Below are 15,331 nucleotides of genomic sequence, written 5' to 3'. Positions count from 1 at the left end.
GCGAGGATGCGAGAAGATGGATGGACGTGTTCGGAACTGCGTGAAGATGCGTGCGCGGTGCTAGGTTGACCGCATGCTCACCGATGACCGCCGCCGTGGGATCGTCGCCGCCGTGCGCCGCCGCGGCTCGGTCCCGGTCGCCGATCTCGCGCAGTCCTTCGCCGCCTCGGAGGCGACGATCCGACGGGATCTCGAGCAGCTCGCCTCGGACGGCCAGGTGCGGCGCGTGCGCGGCGGCGCGTGCGACCCGCGGGGCGACGCGCACCCCGAGCCCGACCCGCGGCGCTTCGAGCAGGTCGCCCGCGACGCCGTCGGCCCCAAGCGCGAGATGGCCCAGCGGGCGGCGGCCCAGGTGGCCGACGGCGACGTCATCGCCCTGGACATCGGCACCACTGTCGCCGCCATGTGCCCCTTCCTGCTGGGTCGCTCCATCACCGTGGTGACCTCGTCCCTCGCCGTCGTGCGAGGGCTCGCGGGGGCGCGCGACGTGGAGCTCGTGGTGCTCGGCGGGATCCTGCGCCCCACCTACGGCAGCCTCGTCGGCCCCCTCACCGAGTCCGCGCTGCGCCAGATCCGTGTGGACCGCGCCTTCCTGGGCACCTCCGGGATCCGGGCCGACGGGACCGTGCTGGACACGACCCCCAGCGAGGTGCCGATCAAGCGCGGCCTGCTCGACATCGCGACCGTCTCCTGCCTGCTGGCCGACCACGAGAAGCTGCCCGGCACCGGGTACCTCGAGGTCGCGCCGCTCACACGCTTCGATCAGCTCGTCACGGACAGAGCGCCGTCGGCCCGCGAGCTGGACCTGCCCCCCGACTCCGACCTGGAGGTCCTCACCCCATGAAGCTCACCATCCTGGGCGGCGGAGGCTTCCGCGTCCCGCTCGTCTACGAGGCGGCCGCGACCGGCGCCACCGGGCTCACGATCGACGAGATCGTCCTGCAGGACGTCGAACCGTCCCGCCTGCGCACCATCGAACGGGTCGTCGAGGACCTCGGGGCCGAGCTGCGCGCGCAGGGGCGGACCGTCGGCCCCCTGCCCCGCCTGATCGCGACCACCGATCTGCGCGAGGCCGTGGCCGGCGCGGACTTCGTGTTCAGCGCCGTGCGCGTGGGCGGCGCCGAGGGGCGGACGGTCGACGAGCGCGTCGCCCTCGACCTGGGGCTGCTGGGCCAGGAGACCGTGGGCGCCGGCGGCCTCGCCTACGCGCTGCGCACGCTGCCCGTGGCCCTCGAAATCGCCCGCACCATCGCCGAGGTCGCGCCCCGCGCCTGGACCATCACCTTCACCAATCCCGCGGGCATCGTCACGGAGGCCATGCGCTCGGTGCTGGGCGACCGCGTGGTGGGGATCTGCGACACCCCGATCGGCCTGGTGCGGCGCGTGAGCCGCCTGATCGGCGAGGACGTCGACGCGCCCGACGCCCTCGACCGCATCGGCATCGACTACGTGGGCCTGAACCATCTGGGCTGGCTGCGCGGCCTCTCGGTCGACGGCGAGGACCGCCTGCCGGGGATCCTCGCCGACGACTCCGCCCTCGAGCAGATCGAGGAAGCGCGGCTCGTGGGCTTCGACTGGGTGCGCGCCATGCGCGCCCTGCCCAACGAGTACCTCTACTACTACCTGTTCACCCAGCAGGCCCGGGAGCGGATCCTCGAGGCCGGCACCACCCGCGGCGAGTTCCTCGTCGAGCAGCAGGGACGGTTCTACCGGCAGGCCGCGGAGGGGTCGGGGGCGAGGTCGGAGGCCTGCTGTGACAGACCGCTCGCGGCCTGGCGCGCGACGCTGCACGAGCGCGAGGCGACCTACATGGCCGAGTCCCGGGAGGCCGACGAGGAGCGCCGTCCCGAGGACGTCGCCGGGGGCGGTTACCAGGAGGTCGCGCTGCGCCTGATGACCGCGATCGCGAGCGGCCGCACCGAGCGGATGATCCTGGACGTCGGCAATGCGCGGGCCGGATCTTCGACCGCCGTCGACCTCTCCGGGCGCATCGTCCCGCAGCTGCCGGCCGATCTCGTCCTCGAGCTCCCCTGCCTGGTCGACGGCGACGGCGTCCATCCGCAGGCCGTCGGCCCCGTCCCCCTCGAGCAGCTCGGACTGATGGCCCAGCAGCGCGGCGCGGAGCGCTGCATCCTCGAGGCCGCGACCGTCGGTGATCCGGTGCGCGCCCGCCGCGCCGCGTGGGAGGGCTTCTCCACGCACCCCCTCGTGCGCTCGGTCGACCTGGGCGGGAAGCTCGTCGACGCCTATGCCCGCAGGCAGCCCGCTGTGGGGCGGCTGCTGGGATACTGAGGTCGACCCACCGGGGCGGCGCCGCGCACGAGCGACGGGCGAGACCCCAAGACCGCTGAGCCACTCACCGCAGAGCCACTGGCCGCAGAGCCGCTGACCGCAGAGCCACGAGGAGCCCCCATGATCCGCATGCGCACCGACTTCTTCGCCGAGTCCCTCGGCATGGGCACCTCGATGGTGGTGCTCATGCCGCAGCAGGCGGCCGGCATCGGGATGGGCGGGGCCGACGGCGCCGGCGCTGAAGACGGTGGTGAGGGCGCCGCAGGCGGCGACGCGGGCGGCGAGGTGGTTGCCCCGCGCGGCGTCCCCGTGCTCTACCTGCTGCACGGGCTGAGCGACGACTGCACGATCTGGGAGCGCCGCACCTCGATCGAGCGCTATGCCGCCGAGCGCGGGATCGCTGTGGTCATGCCCGAGGTGCGCCGCTCCTTCTACACCGACGAGGCCGTCGGCGAGAAGTACTGGACCTTCGTCTCCGAGGAGCTGCCGCAGCTGCTCGCACGCACGTTCCGGATCTCCACGGCGCGCGAGGACACCTTCGTCGCCGGCCTGTCCATGGGCGGGTTCGGCGCCTTCAAGCTCGCCCTGAACCACTCCGAGCGCTTCGCCGCCGCGGCCTCGCTCTCCGGTGCGCTGGACCCCGTGGCCCTCGACCTCAGCCAGCATGCGGGTCAGCTCGCCCAGCGCATCTGGGGTGGTCAGGACATCGCCGGCACGTCCGACGACCTCATGGGACTGCTGGGCTCGGCCGATCCGACCGCCCTGCCGCAGCTGTTCCTGGACTGCGGCACCGAGGACCACCTGGTCACCCAGAACCAGGCGTTCATCGACCTGGCCGAGGAGCGCGGCATCGACCTCACCTCCCGACTGCGCCCCGGCACCCACGCCTGGGAATTCTGGGACCGCGGCATCCAGGACGTCCTGGACTGGCTGCCGGTTCGCGGCCGCTGATGGGCGGGGCGCCACCCGCTCAGCCGCAGCCATCCGATCCTCGAACCGCCATTCGGTGCTCGAGAGGTACGAAGTTGTTGCCAAGACGGTTCTTGGCAACAACTTCGTACCTCTCGAGGGCTGCGCCGGGCGCGGGGTGCGCCGGGCGCGGGGCTGCGCGGGGCGTTGGAGGGCTGCGCGGGGAGCTCGGGATCAGCCGGCGAGGAGCCAGAGGGTCGCGGCGCCTGCGAAGAGGGCGACGGTGATCGCGACCTCGGGGGTCGTCGGCCGCGTGGCGCGGTGGAGGCGGCGACGATTGCGTCGAGCCTCTGCGGCCGCCGGGGTGCCGCGTGCCGGGAGCGCCTCGGGCGGCGTCGACGCCGCCTTCGGGGCCGCGACCCGGCTGCGCGTCAGGGCCAGGATCGCCGCGCCGAGCGACAACGCCACGAACACCCACCAGACGATCGTGAGAGCGCCGCCGATCGGCACCATCAGGCCCGCGAGAAGGAGGAAGAGCCCGCAGCTCAGCACATGCTCGAGGATGCGCAGCGGATGGCGGCGCCTCAGCAGCATGTGGACGAGCTCGAGGATCAGCAGCAGCGTGAGCAGCAGTGCTGCCCCGTAGGGGGCGAGGGCGAGCAGCAGGCCGGCGACGTTCATGCCGCGACCTCCCCGTCGAGGATCCGGAAGGCGAGGTCGTCGGTCCCGGAGTCGGCCGTGTCGGAGAGCAGGACCCACCCCCGCTTCGCCTCGGGCGAGAAGCCGCAGAAGCTGTGGAAGCCGCCGGTCTCTCCGTTGTGCCAGACGGCGCGGCCGCCGCCCGCCAGCGTGGTCGTGAACCAGTTGACGCCCACCGAGGTCTTCTCGTCCTGCCGCGCAGTGGGGCGGATCCCGTCGGCCCCGGCATTGGAGCCGTCCATCATCGAGCGCACCCAGGTGACCAGGTCGGCCGCGGTCGAACGGATGCCGCCCGCCGGAGCGAAGCCGTCCATGGTCCACGCGGCACTGCGGTGGCCGGTGCCCGTGAAGCCCGTCGGGGCCTTCGCCCCGAGCCGTGATGCAGTGATCGGGGCGCGCGTGGCCGTGAGGCCCATCGGCGTGAGCACCCGCTCCGCGAGGAGCTCCGGCCAGGACGCGCCGGCGGCGCGGGCGACGAGCTGTCCTTCGAGGGCGACGCCGTGGTTGGAGTAGGCGACCGAGCCGCGGCCCACGGGCGTCACGTCCAGCGCGAGGTCCACGACCTCCTGCGCGCCGAAGCCCGCGTACGGATCGCGGTGCAGGGGCGTGCGCCAGAGGTTCTTCGCGATCACCGGCGCCGGCAGCGACGGGATGCCCGAGGTGTGGCTCGCGAGGTCGCGCACGGTCACGTCCGGGATCGCCGAGCACTTCGCGCTCGCGCCGAGCACGTCCTGCACGGTCGCCTCGAGCTCCAGCTCGCCGCGGCGGACCGCGTCCATGACGAGGGCCGCGGTGAACGTCTTCGATACCGAGCCGACCTCGAACTCCCGGTGCTCGTCGGTCCCGAAGCCCGCGAAGCGGACGTCGTCGCCGTCGATCAGCGCGCACGCGACGGTGCGCTGGCCGGTGAGGTGGTCGGCGAGCTCGGCCGCGAGATCCTGGTTGCCCGTCGGTGCGCCGAGCCGCGCGGGCCGGGGACCGGCGAGCGCGCCCGTGCCCAGCAGAGCGACGGCCGAGAGCGCGCCGACCCCGAGCACGGTGCGGCGCGAGGGACGGACGACGTCAGGGCCGCCCGACGTCGGGTCCTCGGGCCCCGGGACGCCGACCTCCGGAATGCCGTTCTTCGGGTTCTCGCTCATCGCTCACGCCTCCTCGAGGGCCGTGATGATCGCGAGCAGCGGCACCACGCGCGTGGGTGGGACGGACCAGGTGCCGCGCGCGGGCGAGGTCACCCATCCGGCCGCCTGCAGCTGGTGGAGGTGGTGGTAGGCGACGCCCGTCGAGGCGAGGTCCAGCTCGTTGACGAGCTGGGCGACCGTGCACTCGCTCTCGAGCAGCTTCTGCAGCAGCGAGAGACGCAGCGGGTGGCCGAGGGCCGCGACGCGCTCCGCTCGATCGGCCCAGTCCGCGCGCAGCAGCGGATCGGTGGGGCGGCCCCACTGGTACTCGACGTGACCGATCGGCAGGTCGACGGCGCCCGCGTAGACCACGCCGCCGGGCGCGGGGAGCTGCGATTTCAACGCGTTGAGCGCCCAGAAGCGGTCCGAGGCGGTGGGGTCGGCTGGATCGGTGGTGGCTGACGAGGGTGCCGCTGCGCCATTGGCCGACGGCGTGGAGGTCTCTCCCGCTGCCGTTTCCAGTCGGGTCAGGACGTCCTCGAGCCTCTGCTCCATCCGATCCATGCGGTCCTCGAGGCTGCCCGTCGAGGTCGAGGTCGAGGTCGAGGTCGTCGGCGAGGTGGGGGTGGAGCCGTGGCCGGACGCGCCCGACGGTGGTTGCGCGGACGCTTCCTCGCTGTTCGCCGTTCCTCGGACCATCGTTCCTCCTCGTCGTCACATGCGGTCGGCCGTGCCGATCGCGGGGCGCCGCCTGCAGACATTGAGGTTACGGAAATCCGGAGAAGTTGACAAGGGTGAGATGAGGTCGTGCGCTGGCGCGGTCCCGCCCGCCGCCCGGGCCAGGACGCCGCCCACGCCGCTGAGGCTTCAGGCTCGCCCCGCACCTCGGCGATATGCTCCGGGCGTCCTGTCCGCACCGAGATCCGGAGACGCCCCGTGAACTGGCTGCATGCGATCCTCCTCGGCATCATCGAGGGGATCACCGAGTTCCTCCCGGTCTCCAGCACCGGCCACCTGAACATCGTCGAGAAGCTCCTGGGCTACGACATCGACTCCCGCGGCATGACCGCGTTCACGGCGGTGATCCAGGTCGGAGCGATCATCGCCGCGATCCTGTACTTCTGGAAGGACATCGTGCGGATCGCCGTCGCCTGGGTGCGCGGCCTGCTCAGCGCCGAGGCGCGCACCGATCCCGACTACACGCTGGGCTGGGGCGTCATCGTCGGCTCGATCCCCGTGGCGGTGGTGGGCCTCGCCTTCAAGGACCTCATCGAGGGGCCGCTGCGCAGCATGTGGGTGATCGCGATCGCGCTGCTCGTGTGGTCCTTCGCCATGTGGGCGGCCGACCGCATCCAGGCGAACCAGATCGTGCCCAAGGAGATGCACCACGTCTCGGTGCTCGACGCGCTGATCATCGGCGTGTTCCAGGCGCTCGCGCCGCTGTTCCCCGGCGTCTCCCGCTCGGGCGCGACGATCTCCGCGGGGCTCATGCTCGGCTTCGACCGGGTCACCGCGACCCGCCTGAGCTTCTTCATGGGCATCCCCGCGCTGGTCGCGGCGGGCGGGCTCGAGGCCGTGGGCTCGGCCGGGGACATCTCCGAGGCCGTGGGATGGGGGCCGACGATCATCGCCACCGTCGTGTCCTTCGTCGTGGCCTACGCGTCGATCGCCTGGCTGCTGCGGTTCGTCTCGAAGAACTCGTTCACCTCGTTCATCGTGTACCGCATCATCGTCGGCCTGGTGCTCGTGGGCCTGCTCGCGGGCGGGGTCGTCAGCGCCTGACGCGCGCGGCGCGAGCCGCCGGCGGGGCGCGGCGCGAGTCGCTCGGGCCGACGGCAGACGGATGGCCCTTCCCGGTGCTCGCGCCGACGACCTATCCTGCTGTGACCAGCGCCGCCGCGAGACACCCCGGCGGGCGCCGGGCCCGACCGTCGAGCACGAGGAGAGCACCCGTGACCACCTTCGCCGTCACCTACCACTACGCGGACGATCCGGCCCGTCTCGACGAGCACCGCCCCTCCCACCGGGAGTTCCTGGGCGGCCTGCAGGAGCGCGGAACGATCATCGCGAGCGGCCCGTACTCCGACACCGAGGGTGCTCTCGCGCTGCTGCTCGTCGAGGCGGCCGACGTCGCCGCGGTCGAGTCGGCGCTCGAGGACGATCCGTTCCGGCGCGAGGGTCTGATCGCCGAGCGCGAGATCCACACCTGGAACGTGGTCATCGGCTCGCTCGGCGCGTGACCGTCTCCTTCGTCTGACCAGCCTCGTCGACGTGCCGCCCGTCGACTTTCGGCCCGTCGACTCGTCGCCCCGCCGCCCTACGGCATCCCACGGCGCTCGCCGCCCCTCCTGAACGGAACCCCATGCGTGAGCTGACCTATTACGTCGCCGTGAGTCTGGACGGCTTCATCGCCGGTGCGGGCGGCGAGTTCGATGCGTTCCTGGCCGAAGGCGATCACATGGGGCCGCTCTGGGAGCGCTACCGCGGGACGGCTCCCACCGCGCTCGCCCGCGCCGTCGGGCTCGAGGTCGAGGACGGTCCCTTCGACACCGTGGTCATGGGCTGGAACACCTACGGCGTGGGACTGCCCGATCATCATCTGGCCGACCCCTACGAGCACCTGCGGCAGATCGTCTTCACCCGCTCCCACGAGGCTCCCGCGGGCAGCGACGGCGTGACCTTCACCGACGCCGATCCCGTCGAGACGGTCCGAGCGCTCAAGCGGGAGAAGGGCAGGGGGATCTGGCTGTGCGGAGGAGGCGCGCTCGCCGCGCAGCTCGCCGACGAGATCGACCGTCTCGCCCTGAAGATCAACCCGGTCCTGCTCGGCGAGGGCGTGCCGCTCTTCGGCCCCCGCCCGTACGCGCCCTCGGCGTGGACGCGCGAGGACACGCGCGCCTTCGCGTCCGGCGTGGTGCTCGCCGAGTACGCCCGGTCCTGAGCGGGTCGCTCGAGCACTCCTTTCGGACGGTCCCGCCCATCGGCCGCGCCGCGGCGTCAGCCCGCTGCGGCGGCTCGTTGCTCGCCCTCGGCCTTCGCCTCGAGGTACTGGCTCGCGGTCGCGCGTCGCAGCACCGTCGAGCCGACCACCACGAGCGGCAGCGCGCCGCGGCCGCCGTGGGCCTCGAGGAACTCGACCGCGCAGGGATCGCGCAGCACGTTCACCCAGGCCACGTCCTCGCGGTCGCCGCGCACGGCTGTCTGCAGGCGCGCCGAGAGCGGATCGCCGGGAGCCCAGAGGATGATCGCGTGGGCGTCGTCGCGGCGCGCCAATGCCTGGGTGAACGGCTCGTGGCGCCCCGCGCGCAGCGGCGAGGTCCAGTAGCCCATGAACACGGCCGCGAGGACGAGCAGCGCCGCGGCGATCTCCTGGTCCGCGAGCAGCAGCAGGGCTGCCACTGCGAGCCCGCCCACGGTCATCAGCACCGGGCGGACCCACAGGCTCGCGCGGCTCATCCGTCGGCCCGCATCGGGGGCGATCGTCGGCTCCATCGGCTTCTCCTCGAGTCCTCGGATCCTCGGATCCTCGGGTCCCTGTCGGACCTCAGATCATCACGGCGGCGCTCGAGCGCTCCGCCGCGACGTCGATGAGGGCGTCCCGCAGCGCCTTGACCGCGGGGATCGCGGTCGCGCCGGGACGGTTGATCAGGCCGATGGTGCGCTCGTTGAGCCCGGAGAGCGGCCGCACGGTGACATCCGCGCAGGGCGCAGCCTCGATCGCGCTCTCGGGCAGCAGGGCGATGCCGCCGCTGTGCTGGATCAGGCGCTGCACCACGATCGCGTCGTCGGTGGTGTGCCGGACCTTCGGACTGAAGCCCGCGCGCTGCGCGTTGACCAGCAGGTTCGCTCGACAGCGCTCACAACCGGCGATCCACTCCTCCTCGGCGAGGTCGGCCATGGTGAGGTCGGGGTCGTCGGCCCGGACGTGGTCCTTCGGCAGCACCGCGAGCACGCGGTCGTCGAGCACGGGGGTCCACTCGAGGGCACCCTCGGCGTCCACGGTGGTGCCCTCGTAGCGGAAGACGAGCGCGAGGTCGAGATCGTTGCTGAGCAGACCCTGGATCGCGTCCGGCGGCTCGAGCTCGTCGAAGGTGACGTCCACGCCCTCGGCCTCCCGGCCCATGCGCGCGAGCGCGGGCGGCAGCAGCAGGGCCGCGGCCGACGGGAACGTCGCGAAGCGCACGCGCCCGCGGCGCAGCGCCGTGATCTCGGCGAGCTCCTCCTCGGCGGCATGCAGCGAGGAGGCGATCCGCTCGGAATGGCGGAACAGGCGCTGGCCCGCCTCGGTGGGCGTGACGCCGCTCGAGGAGCGCAGCAGCAGCTGGGTGCCGACCTCCTTCTCGAGGGCGGCGAGGTGCTGGGAGACGGCCGGCTGGGTCCAGCCGAGCTCGCGGGCACCACCACCGATGGTGCCGTTGCGCACGACCGTCCGGAAGATGAGCACACGACGAGGATCCATGGGGACGAGCGTACTCGGGTGACCCTAGGAATGCTTATGGGTTGGGCGCGATGTCACCCGATCGGTCGCGCAGAATGTACGGGATCACGGTCCGTGCCGGTGGGGCGTTCCGTGCCGACGGGGTGTCCGGCCGACGGGGCGGTCCGGCTCCCGGGGGAGTCTGCGATCCTTGGAGCGAGGATGCGTCCCACGAGCGTCGACGGAGAGGCCCCATGAGCACGATCGATCTGAACAGCGACATCGGCGAGTCCTTCGGCGCCTGGACCATGGGGGACGACGAGGCGATCCTCGACGTCGTGACCAGCGCGAACATCGCCTGTGGCTTCCACGCCGGGGACCCCTCGCACATGCGGCGCACGGTGCGCGCGGCGGCCGCGCGCGGCGTGACGATCGGCGCGCACGTCTCCTACCGGGACCTCGCCGGCTTCGGCCGGCGCTTCGTCGACGCGAGCCCCGACGAGCTCGCCGACGACGTGATCTACCAGATCGGCGCCCTGCAGGGCATGGCCCGCGCGGAGGGCGCCCGCGTCGCCTACGTGAAGCCGCACGGCGCCCTCTACAACACGATCGTCCACCACGAGCAGCATGCCCGCGCGGTCGTCGAGGCGGTGCGCGAGGTCGGCGGAGCGGCCGACGACTCCGGCGCGGCCGATGGGACCGCCGGAGCCGGCGGCTCTGCCGGGCCCGACGGCGCGGGAGGGTCGGGGGCCCTCGCCCTGCTCCTGCTGCCCGGCTCCCGGGCGGCCGAGCTCGCGCGCGAGGCGGGGCTCGCGGTGATCGGCGAGGCCTTCGCCGACCGCGCCTACACCCCCTCGAGCACGCTCGTGCCGCGACGGGAGAGCGGCGCGGTGATCGAGGACCCGGTCCGGGTCGCCGAGCGCATGGTCCGGTTCGCCACCCGCGGCGAGATCGAGGCGACCGACGGCACGGTCCTGCGACCCGAGGCGACGAGCATCTGCCTGCACGGCGACACCCCCGGGGCCGTCGACCTGGCCCGCGCCGTGCGCCGCGGCCTCGAGGACGCGGGCGTGGACGTCCGGAGCTTCGCATGAGCCCCCGCGAGGACCGGGCGGGGAAGACCCGGGACACCAGCCGGAGGACCGCACGGGGACGCGCCGCGAAGCGCGGGAACGACGCCGGCGCGGCCCCGGCGCAGGTGCTGCCGATGGGGGAGCGGGCCCTGCTGCTCGAGCTGCCCACCCTCGAGGACGCCCTGGCCTGGAACGACTCCGTGTGCACCGCGCCTCTGCCCGGCCAGGAGTGGAGCGTGGTCGCCGCCCGCACCGTGCTCGTGCGCTTCGCGACCTCGGCCAACGCCCTCGCGGCCGCCGACGAGATCGCCGCGCGCACCCCGGGAGCGGGAAAGGCCTCCACGGGGCGGACCCGCCGGATCGGCGTCGTCTACGACGGGGAGGACCTCGAGGCGGTCGCCCGCGCCACCCGCCTGAGCGCCGAGGCCGTCGTCGCGGCCCACACCGGCACGCCCTGGACCGCGGCCTTCGGGGGCTTCGCCCCCGGGTTCGTGTACCTGACCGGCGGCGACGAGCGCCTTGTGGTGCCCCGTCGGGACAGCCCGCGCACCCGGGTCCCGGCGCGAGCGGTCGCGCTCGCCGGCGAGTTCTCCGCCGTCTACCCGAAGGCTTCGCCCGGCGGCTGGCAGCTCATCGGCCGCACCGACGCCGTGCTCTTCGACCCCGACGCGAAGGACCCCGCGCTGATCCGCCCCGGCGACACCGTGCGCTTCGAGGCACGTCGCGAGAGCGCGCGGGTGATGCGGCGCGGCGGCGCGACGGCCGACGAGGCGACGGTCGGGGCCGCGGTGTCCGGCGATGGCGCGACCAGCGGGGACGTCGCGACCGCCGGCGACGCGTCGTCCGCGGCGCGCCCCTTCCCGGAGGTGGCCGCGGGAGCGTCCGCCCTCGAGATCCTCGCCCCCGGTCCGCGCACCCTCGTGGAGGACTCCGGCCGGCCCGGTCTCGGCGACCTCGGCGTCACGGGCTCCGGGGCGGCCGACGGTCCCTCGGCCCGCCAGGCGAACCGCCTGGTGGGCAACGGCCCGGGCGCGGCGGTCCTGGAGACGCTGCTGGGCGGACTCCGTGTGCGCGCCCGCGGCGACCTGGTCCTCGCACTCACCGGCGCGATCGGCGAGAGCGTGATCCGTGGGGCCGATGCCGGTGCCGCGGAGGAGGGCGACAGCGATCTCGACGAGGTCGACGAGGCGGCCGAGCGCGAGGACGCGGGCTTCCCCGTCTCCCTGTGCGAGCCCTTCGGCCTGCGCGACGGCGAGACCCTCGCCCTCGCCGCGCCGACCTCGGGACTGCGTGGGTATCTCGCGGTGCGCGGAGGCATCGATGTGCCGGCCCAGCTCGGAAGCCGTGCGGCGGACACCCTCTCCGGACTCGGCCCGCGCCCCCTCGCCGCCGGCGACGTGCTCACCATCGGGCAGGCCGATGCGCACCGCAGCGTCGGCACCCCCGAGGAGCCGGCGACCGTCATTCCGCAGTCCCCTCAGGACCCGGAGGCCCCGCAGTCCCCTCAGGGCCCGGACCTCGACGAGGATGCGGGCGACGGCGGGAGCATCGCCGCCGTGCTCCGGATCCGCCGCGGTCCGCGCGCGGACTGGGCCGAGGACGACGCCCTGCTGGGGCGGACCTGGGTGGTCGGCGGCGACAGCGACCGAGTGGGTGCCCGCCTCGAAGCGGCCGACGGCGACGTTCCTCTGCGGCGGGTGCGCACCGAGGAGCTCGCGAGCGAGGGCCTGGTCCCCGGAGCGGTCCAGCTGCCGCCCTCCGGTCTGCCCGTCGTGTTCCTCGCGGACCACCCCGTGACCGGCGGGTATCCCGTGATCGCGGTGGTCGACGAGGCCGATCTGCCCTTGCTCGCCCAGCTCCGGCCCGGCACCGGGCTGCGCTTCGCGTCCTCCGCTCACTGACGCGGCGGGCCCCGCCGCGCTCACTGTCCCGACACCTCCCTGTCATGTCGGCGTGGGGCACTGGACATTCCGGGACGACATGCTCGATCCGCCCCTCGCGCCCCGGGGGAGTGCGGACGCGCCACTGCGACACGACCGTCCGCGCAGGATCTCGCCGCGCCCATCGGTGCGGCGGCGGAGTCCGCGCTGCACCCGATGGTGCGGCGACGGAGACCGTGCCGCGCTGCGCATGCCGCCGGAGATCCTTCCGCCGGGGCCTCGTCCCCACGCGAAAGGACCCGTCGTGGTCATCCAGCTCCCTCTGCTCATGAAGGATCACGTGGCCGGCAAGCGGTCGCCCGTGACCTGTGCCCTGAAGTGCGCGAACGCGTGCCTCGGCGAGACCTGCAACAGCTCGTCGAACTCCTACTTCCGTGATGTCGCCTCGGCCGCGCTGAGCCGCCGCGCCATGCTCGGCGGCACCGCCGCGGGCGCCCTCGCGATCGCCGTCGCCGGCACCGCGGGCGCTACGTCGGCCGATGCGGCCCCCGTCGGCCCCCTGGTCGACGCCGGAAAGGGCCCCAAGGCCCCGAACGGCAGCCCGCTGCGCTTCGACGCGATCGACCCCGTGGACTTCACGGTCGACGAGTTCACCGTCCCCGAGGGCTTCGAGTGGCACCCCATCATCAAGTGGGGCGACAAGCTGTTCTCCGACGCCCCCGACTTCGACTGGGGCGCCCAGACCGGCGAGGCGCAGAAGCGCCAGTTCGGCTACAACAACGACTACACGGAGATCCAGGAGATCCCGGATTCCGACGGCCTGCGCGCCGTGATGTTCGTGAACCACGAGTACACGAACGAGAACATCATGCTGCCGGAGGACACCGACGCCGAGACCGTCGCCGAGGTGGGCCTGAACGCCCACGGACTGACCGTCGTCGAGCTGCAGCGCGAGGACCACGACTCGCCGTACGAGTACGTGGTCGACGCCGAGCTGAACCGCCGCTTCCTCGCCGACACGAAGTACGCCTTCACCGGACCCGCCCGCTTCTCCGACCTGCTGAAGACCAAGGACTTCCCCCGTGGCAACGCCACCCACGGCACCTTCGGCAACTGCTCGGGCGGCCTCACCCCGTGGGGCACGCAGCTCAGCGGCGAGGAGAACTTCAACGGGTACTTCCGCACCGCCGGCGACACCGACGAGGACAAGCGCTACGGCATGAGCGCCATGGCCACCGCCCGCGGCTGGGAGAACGTGGACCCGCGCTTCGACACCACGAACGAGGGCTACGAGAACTCCGCCCACCACTTCGGCTGGATCGTCGAGGTGGACCCGTGGGACCCCGAGTCCACCCCGCGCAAGCACACCGCCATGGGCCGCTTCAAGCACGAGGGCGCGAACGTCATCATCGCCGAGGACGGCCACGCGGTCGCCTACATGGGCGACGACGAGAAGTTCGACTACCTCTACAAGTTCGTCTCCGCGAAGAAGTACAAGGAGGGCAACCGCAAGCACAACATGACCCTCCTCGAGGAGGGTGACCTCTACGTCGCGAAGTTCGACGGCAACTCGGGCACCATCAACGGCTCGGGCGCGGTCCCGAAGGACGGCGCCTTCGACGGCACCGGCCGCTGGATCCCGCTGATCGTGGACGGCAAGTCCAAGGTCGAGGGCATGGACGTCGACGAGGTGCTCGTGAAGACCCGTCTCGCGGCCGACAAGGTGGGTCCCACGAAGATGGACCGCTGCGAGGACGTCGAGCCCTCGCTGAAGAGCCGCAAGGTCTACGTGGCCTGCACGAACAATGACGGCCGCGGCACCGAGGGCAAGGCCGGGCCCGACGAGGTCAACCCCCGCACCGTCAACCGCGACGGCCACGTCGTCGAGATCGACGAGCTGGGCAAGCAGTCCGGGACGTCCTTCGCCTGGAATCTGCTGCTGGTGTGCGGCGACCCCGCGCAGAACACCTCGACCTACTTCTCGGGCTTCCCGAAGAAGAAGGTCTCGCCGATCTCCTGCCCCGACAACCTGGCCTTCGACTCGGTCGGGAACCTCTGGATCTCGACCGACGGCGCCCCGAGCACCATCGGGTACAACGACGGCCTGTTCCGCGTGACCCTCGAGGGGAACCAGCGCGGCAAGGTCGAGCAGTTCGCCTCCGTCCCGGTGGATGCCGAGACCTGCGGCCCGATCGTGCGCGATCAGGACCGCACCGCCTTCGTCTCGGTCCAGCACCCGGGCGAGGACGGCACCTTCGACGAGCAGGTCTCCTACTGGCCCGAGTTCGAGGGCACCGGCCCGAAGCCGACGGTCGTGCAGATCCTGCCCGCGCGCACCGAGTTCAGCGACGTGAAGAAGGGATCGGAGCACTACGACGCGATCCAGTGGGCGGCCCTCAAGGGGATCATCCCCGGCCGGGCCGACGTTACCTTCGCCCCGCGCAAGAAGGTCACCCGCGCGGCGCTCGCCGCGTTCCTCTACCGCGCCGCCGGCAAGCCCGAGGTGAGCCTGCCGCGCAACGAGCCCTTCGGCGACGTCGAGCAGGGGAAGACGAACAACTACCGGGCGATCATCTGGGCGAAGCAGGAAGGGATCGTCGGCGGCTACTCCGACGGCACCTTCCGCCCCACCCAGGCCGTCACCCGTCAGGAGACCGCCGCGTACCTCTACCGGTATGCGGGCTCCCCGTCCGCCCCGAAGCCGACGAAGGCGCCGTTCAGCGACGTGCCGGCGAGCTCGACCTTCGCCCGGCAGATCGCCTGGCTGAAGAAGGAGGGCGTGGCCTCGGGCAGCACCTTCCAGCCCGCCGAGGCGCTCACCCGCGAATGGGCCGCCGAGTTCCTGCACGGCCTGATCGCCGAGAAGAAGGTCGCCTTCAAGGGCTGACGCCTGAGACCGCGCGGGCACGACGATGCCCGCGCGGACACGACGATATGAGCGTG

The 15,331-nt window shown here is 72.7% G+C and carries 14 protein-coding genes; 9 read left to right on the top strand and 5 right to left on the bottom strand.

All coding sequences use genetic code 11. From position 1 onward, the window contains the following. Nucleotides 1–73: 73 nt before the first annotated feature. From I8D64_RS13005 to I8D64_RS12995, 3 genes are all read left to right on the top strand, one after another. Complete coding sequence (locus I8D64_RS13005; protein WP_200503212.1) at nt 74–844, top strand: DeoR/GlpR family DNA-binding transcription regulator; 771 nt, start codon at nt 74–76, stop codon at nt 842–844. Then, on the top strand, nt 841–2,292 hold the full coding sequence (locus I8D64_RS13000; protein ID WP_200503211.1) for a family 4 glycosyl hydrolase: 1,452 nt from the start codon (nt 841–843) through the stop codon (nt 2,290–2,292). Before I8D64_RS13005 ends, I8D64_RS13000 begins: the two co-directional genes overlap by 4 nt. 120 nt (nt 2,293–2,412) lie before the next feature. Then, nucleotides 2,413–3,243, top strand: a complete 831-nt coding sequence (locus tag I8D64_RS12995) for an alpha/beta hydrolase (protein ID WP_200503210.1) — start codon at nt 2,413–2,415, stop codon at nt 3,241–3,243. A gap of 192 nt (nt 3,244–3,435) precedes the next feature. On the opposite strand, the gene I8D64_RS12990 is transcribed toward I8D64_RS12995, so the two are convergent. The 3 genes from I8D64_RS12990 to I8D64_RS12980 are packed head-to-tail and all read right to left on the bottom strand — an operon-like array spanning nt 3,436 to nt 5,717. Then, nucleotides 3,436–3,882: a hypothetical protein gene (locus I8D64_RS12990; RefSeq protein WP_200503209.1), complete on the bottom strand. Its 447-nt coding sequence runs from the start codon at nt 3,880–3,882 to the stop codon at nt 3,436–3,438. Next, entirely contained in the window at nt 3,879–5,039 is a 1,161-nt protein-coding gene (locus tag I8D64_RS12985) for a serine hydrolase domain-containing protein (RefSeq protein ID WP_200503208.1), read from the bottom strand. The genes I8D64_RS12990 and I8D64_RS12985 overlap by 4 nt, the downstream gene beginning before the upstream one ends. Before the next feature lie 3 nt (nt 5,040–5,042). Next, complete coding sequence (locus I8D64_RS12980) at nt 5,043–5,717, bottom strand: helix-turn-helix domain-containing protein (RefSeq protein ID WP_246483039.1); 675 nt, start codon at nt 5,715–5,717, stop codon at nt 5,043–5,045. A 237-nt stretch (nt 5,718–5,954) separates the two neighbouring features. Between I8D64_RS12980 and I8D64_RS12975 the strand changes: the two genes are divergently transcribed. The 3 genes from I8D64_RS12975 to I8D64_RS12965 all read left to right on the top strand — a co-directional run bounded on the left by I8D64_RS12975 (nt 5,955) and on the right by I8D64_RS12965 (nt 7,959). Further along, nucleotides 5,955–6,800 carry an undecaprenyl-diphosphate phosphatase gene (locus tag I8D64_RS12975; protein ID WP_200503207.1) on the top strand — a complete coding sequence of 282 codons (846 nt, stop codon included), beginning with the start codon at nt 5,955–5,957 and terminating at the stop codon, nt 6,798–6,800. Between the two features lie 170 nt (nt 6,801–6,970). Beyond that, nucleotides 6,971–7,258 carry a YciI family protein gene (locus I8D64_RS17845; protein WP_200503206.1) on the top strand — a complete coding sequence of 96 codons (288 nt, stop codon included), beginning with the start codon at nt 6,971–6,973 and terminating at the stop codon, nt 7,256–7,258. A 122-nt stretch (nt 7,259–7,380) separates the two neighbouring features. After that, nucleotides 7,381–7,959, top strand: coding sequence for a dihydrofolate reductase family protein (locus I8D64_RS12965; protein WP_200503205.1), 579 nt, complete (start codon nt 7,381–7,383; stop codon nt 7,957–7,959). A 56-nt stretch (nt 7,960–8,015) separates the two neighbouring features. Here I8D64_RS12965 and I8D64_RS12960 read toward each other — a convergent pair whose 3' ends face one another. Together I8D64_RS12960 and I8D64_RS12955 are read right to left on the bottom strand one after the other, a co-directional pair. After that, complete coding sequence (locus I8D64_RS12960) at nt 8,016–8,510, bottom strand: hypothetical protein (RefSeq protein ID WP_246483038.1); 495 nt, start codon at nt 8,508–8,510, stop codon at nt 8,016–8,018. Nucleotides 8,511–8,562: 52 nt separating this feature from the next. Then, nucleotides 8,563–9,477 carry a LysR family transcriptional regulator gene (locus I8D64_RS12955; RefSeq protein WP_200503204.1) on the bottom strand — a complete coding sequence of 305 codons (915 nt, stop codon included), beginning with the start codon at nt 9,475–9,477 and terminating at the stop codon, nt 8,563–8,565. Between the two features lie 212 nt (nt 9,478–9,689). Between I8D64_RS12955 and I8D64_RS12950 the strand changes: the two genes are divergently transcribed. The 3 genes from I8D64_RS12950 to I8D64_RS12940 all read left to right on the top strand — a co-directional run bounded on the left by I8D64_RS12950 (nt 9,690) and on the right by I8D64_RS12940 (nt 15,275). After that, nucleotides 9,690–10,529, top strand: a complete 840-nt coding sequence (locus tag I8D64_RS12950; protein WP_200503203.1) for a LamB/YcsF family protein — start codon at nt 9,690–9,692, stop codon at nt 10,527–10,529. Beyond that, entirely contained in the window at nt 10,526–12,409 is a 1,884-nt protein-coding gene (locus I8D64_RS12945; RefSeq protein WP_246483037.1) for a 5-oxoprolinase subunit B/C family protein, read from the top strand. The genes I8D64_RS12950 and I8D64_RS12945 overlap by 4 nt, the downstream gene beginning before the upstream one ends. A gap of 307 nt (nt 12,410–12,716) precedes the next feature. Further along, a complete protein-coding gene (locus tag I8D64_RS12940) occupies nt 12,717–15,275 on the top strand; it encodes an alkaline phosphatase PhoX (protein WP_343068583.1) in 2,559 nt (852 codons plus the stop codon). Nucleotides 15,276–15,331 lie beyond the last annotated feature (56 nt).

The organism is Brachybacterium halotolerans, assembly GCF_016623465.1.
GTDB lineage: Bacteria > Actinomycetota > Actinomycetes > Actinomycetales > Dermabacteraceae > Brachybacterium > Brachybacterium halotolerans.
This window is presented reverse-complemented; position numbering and strand designations above follow the sequence as displayed.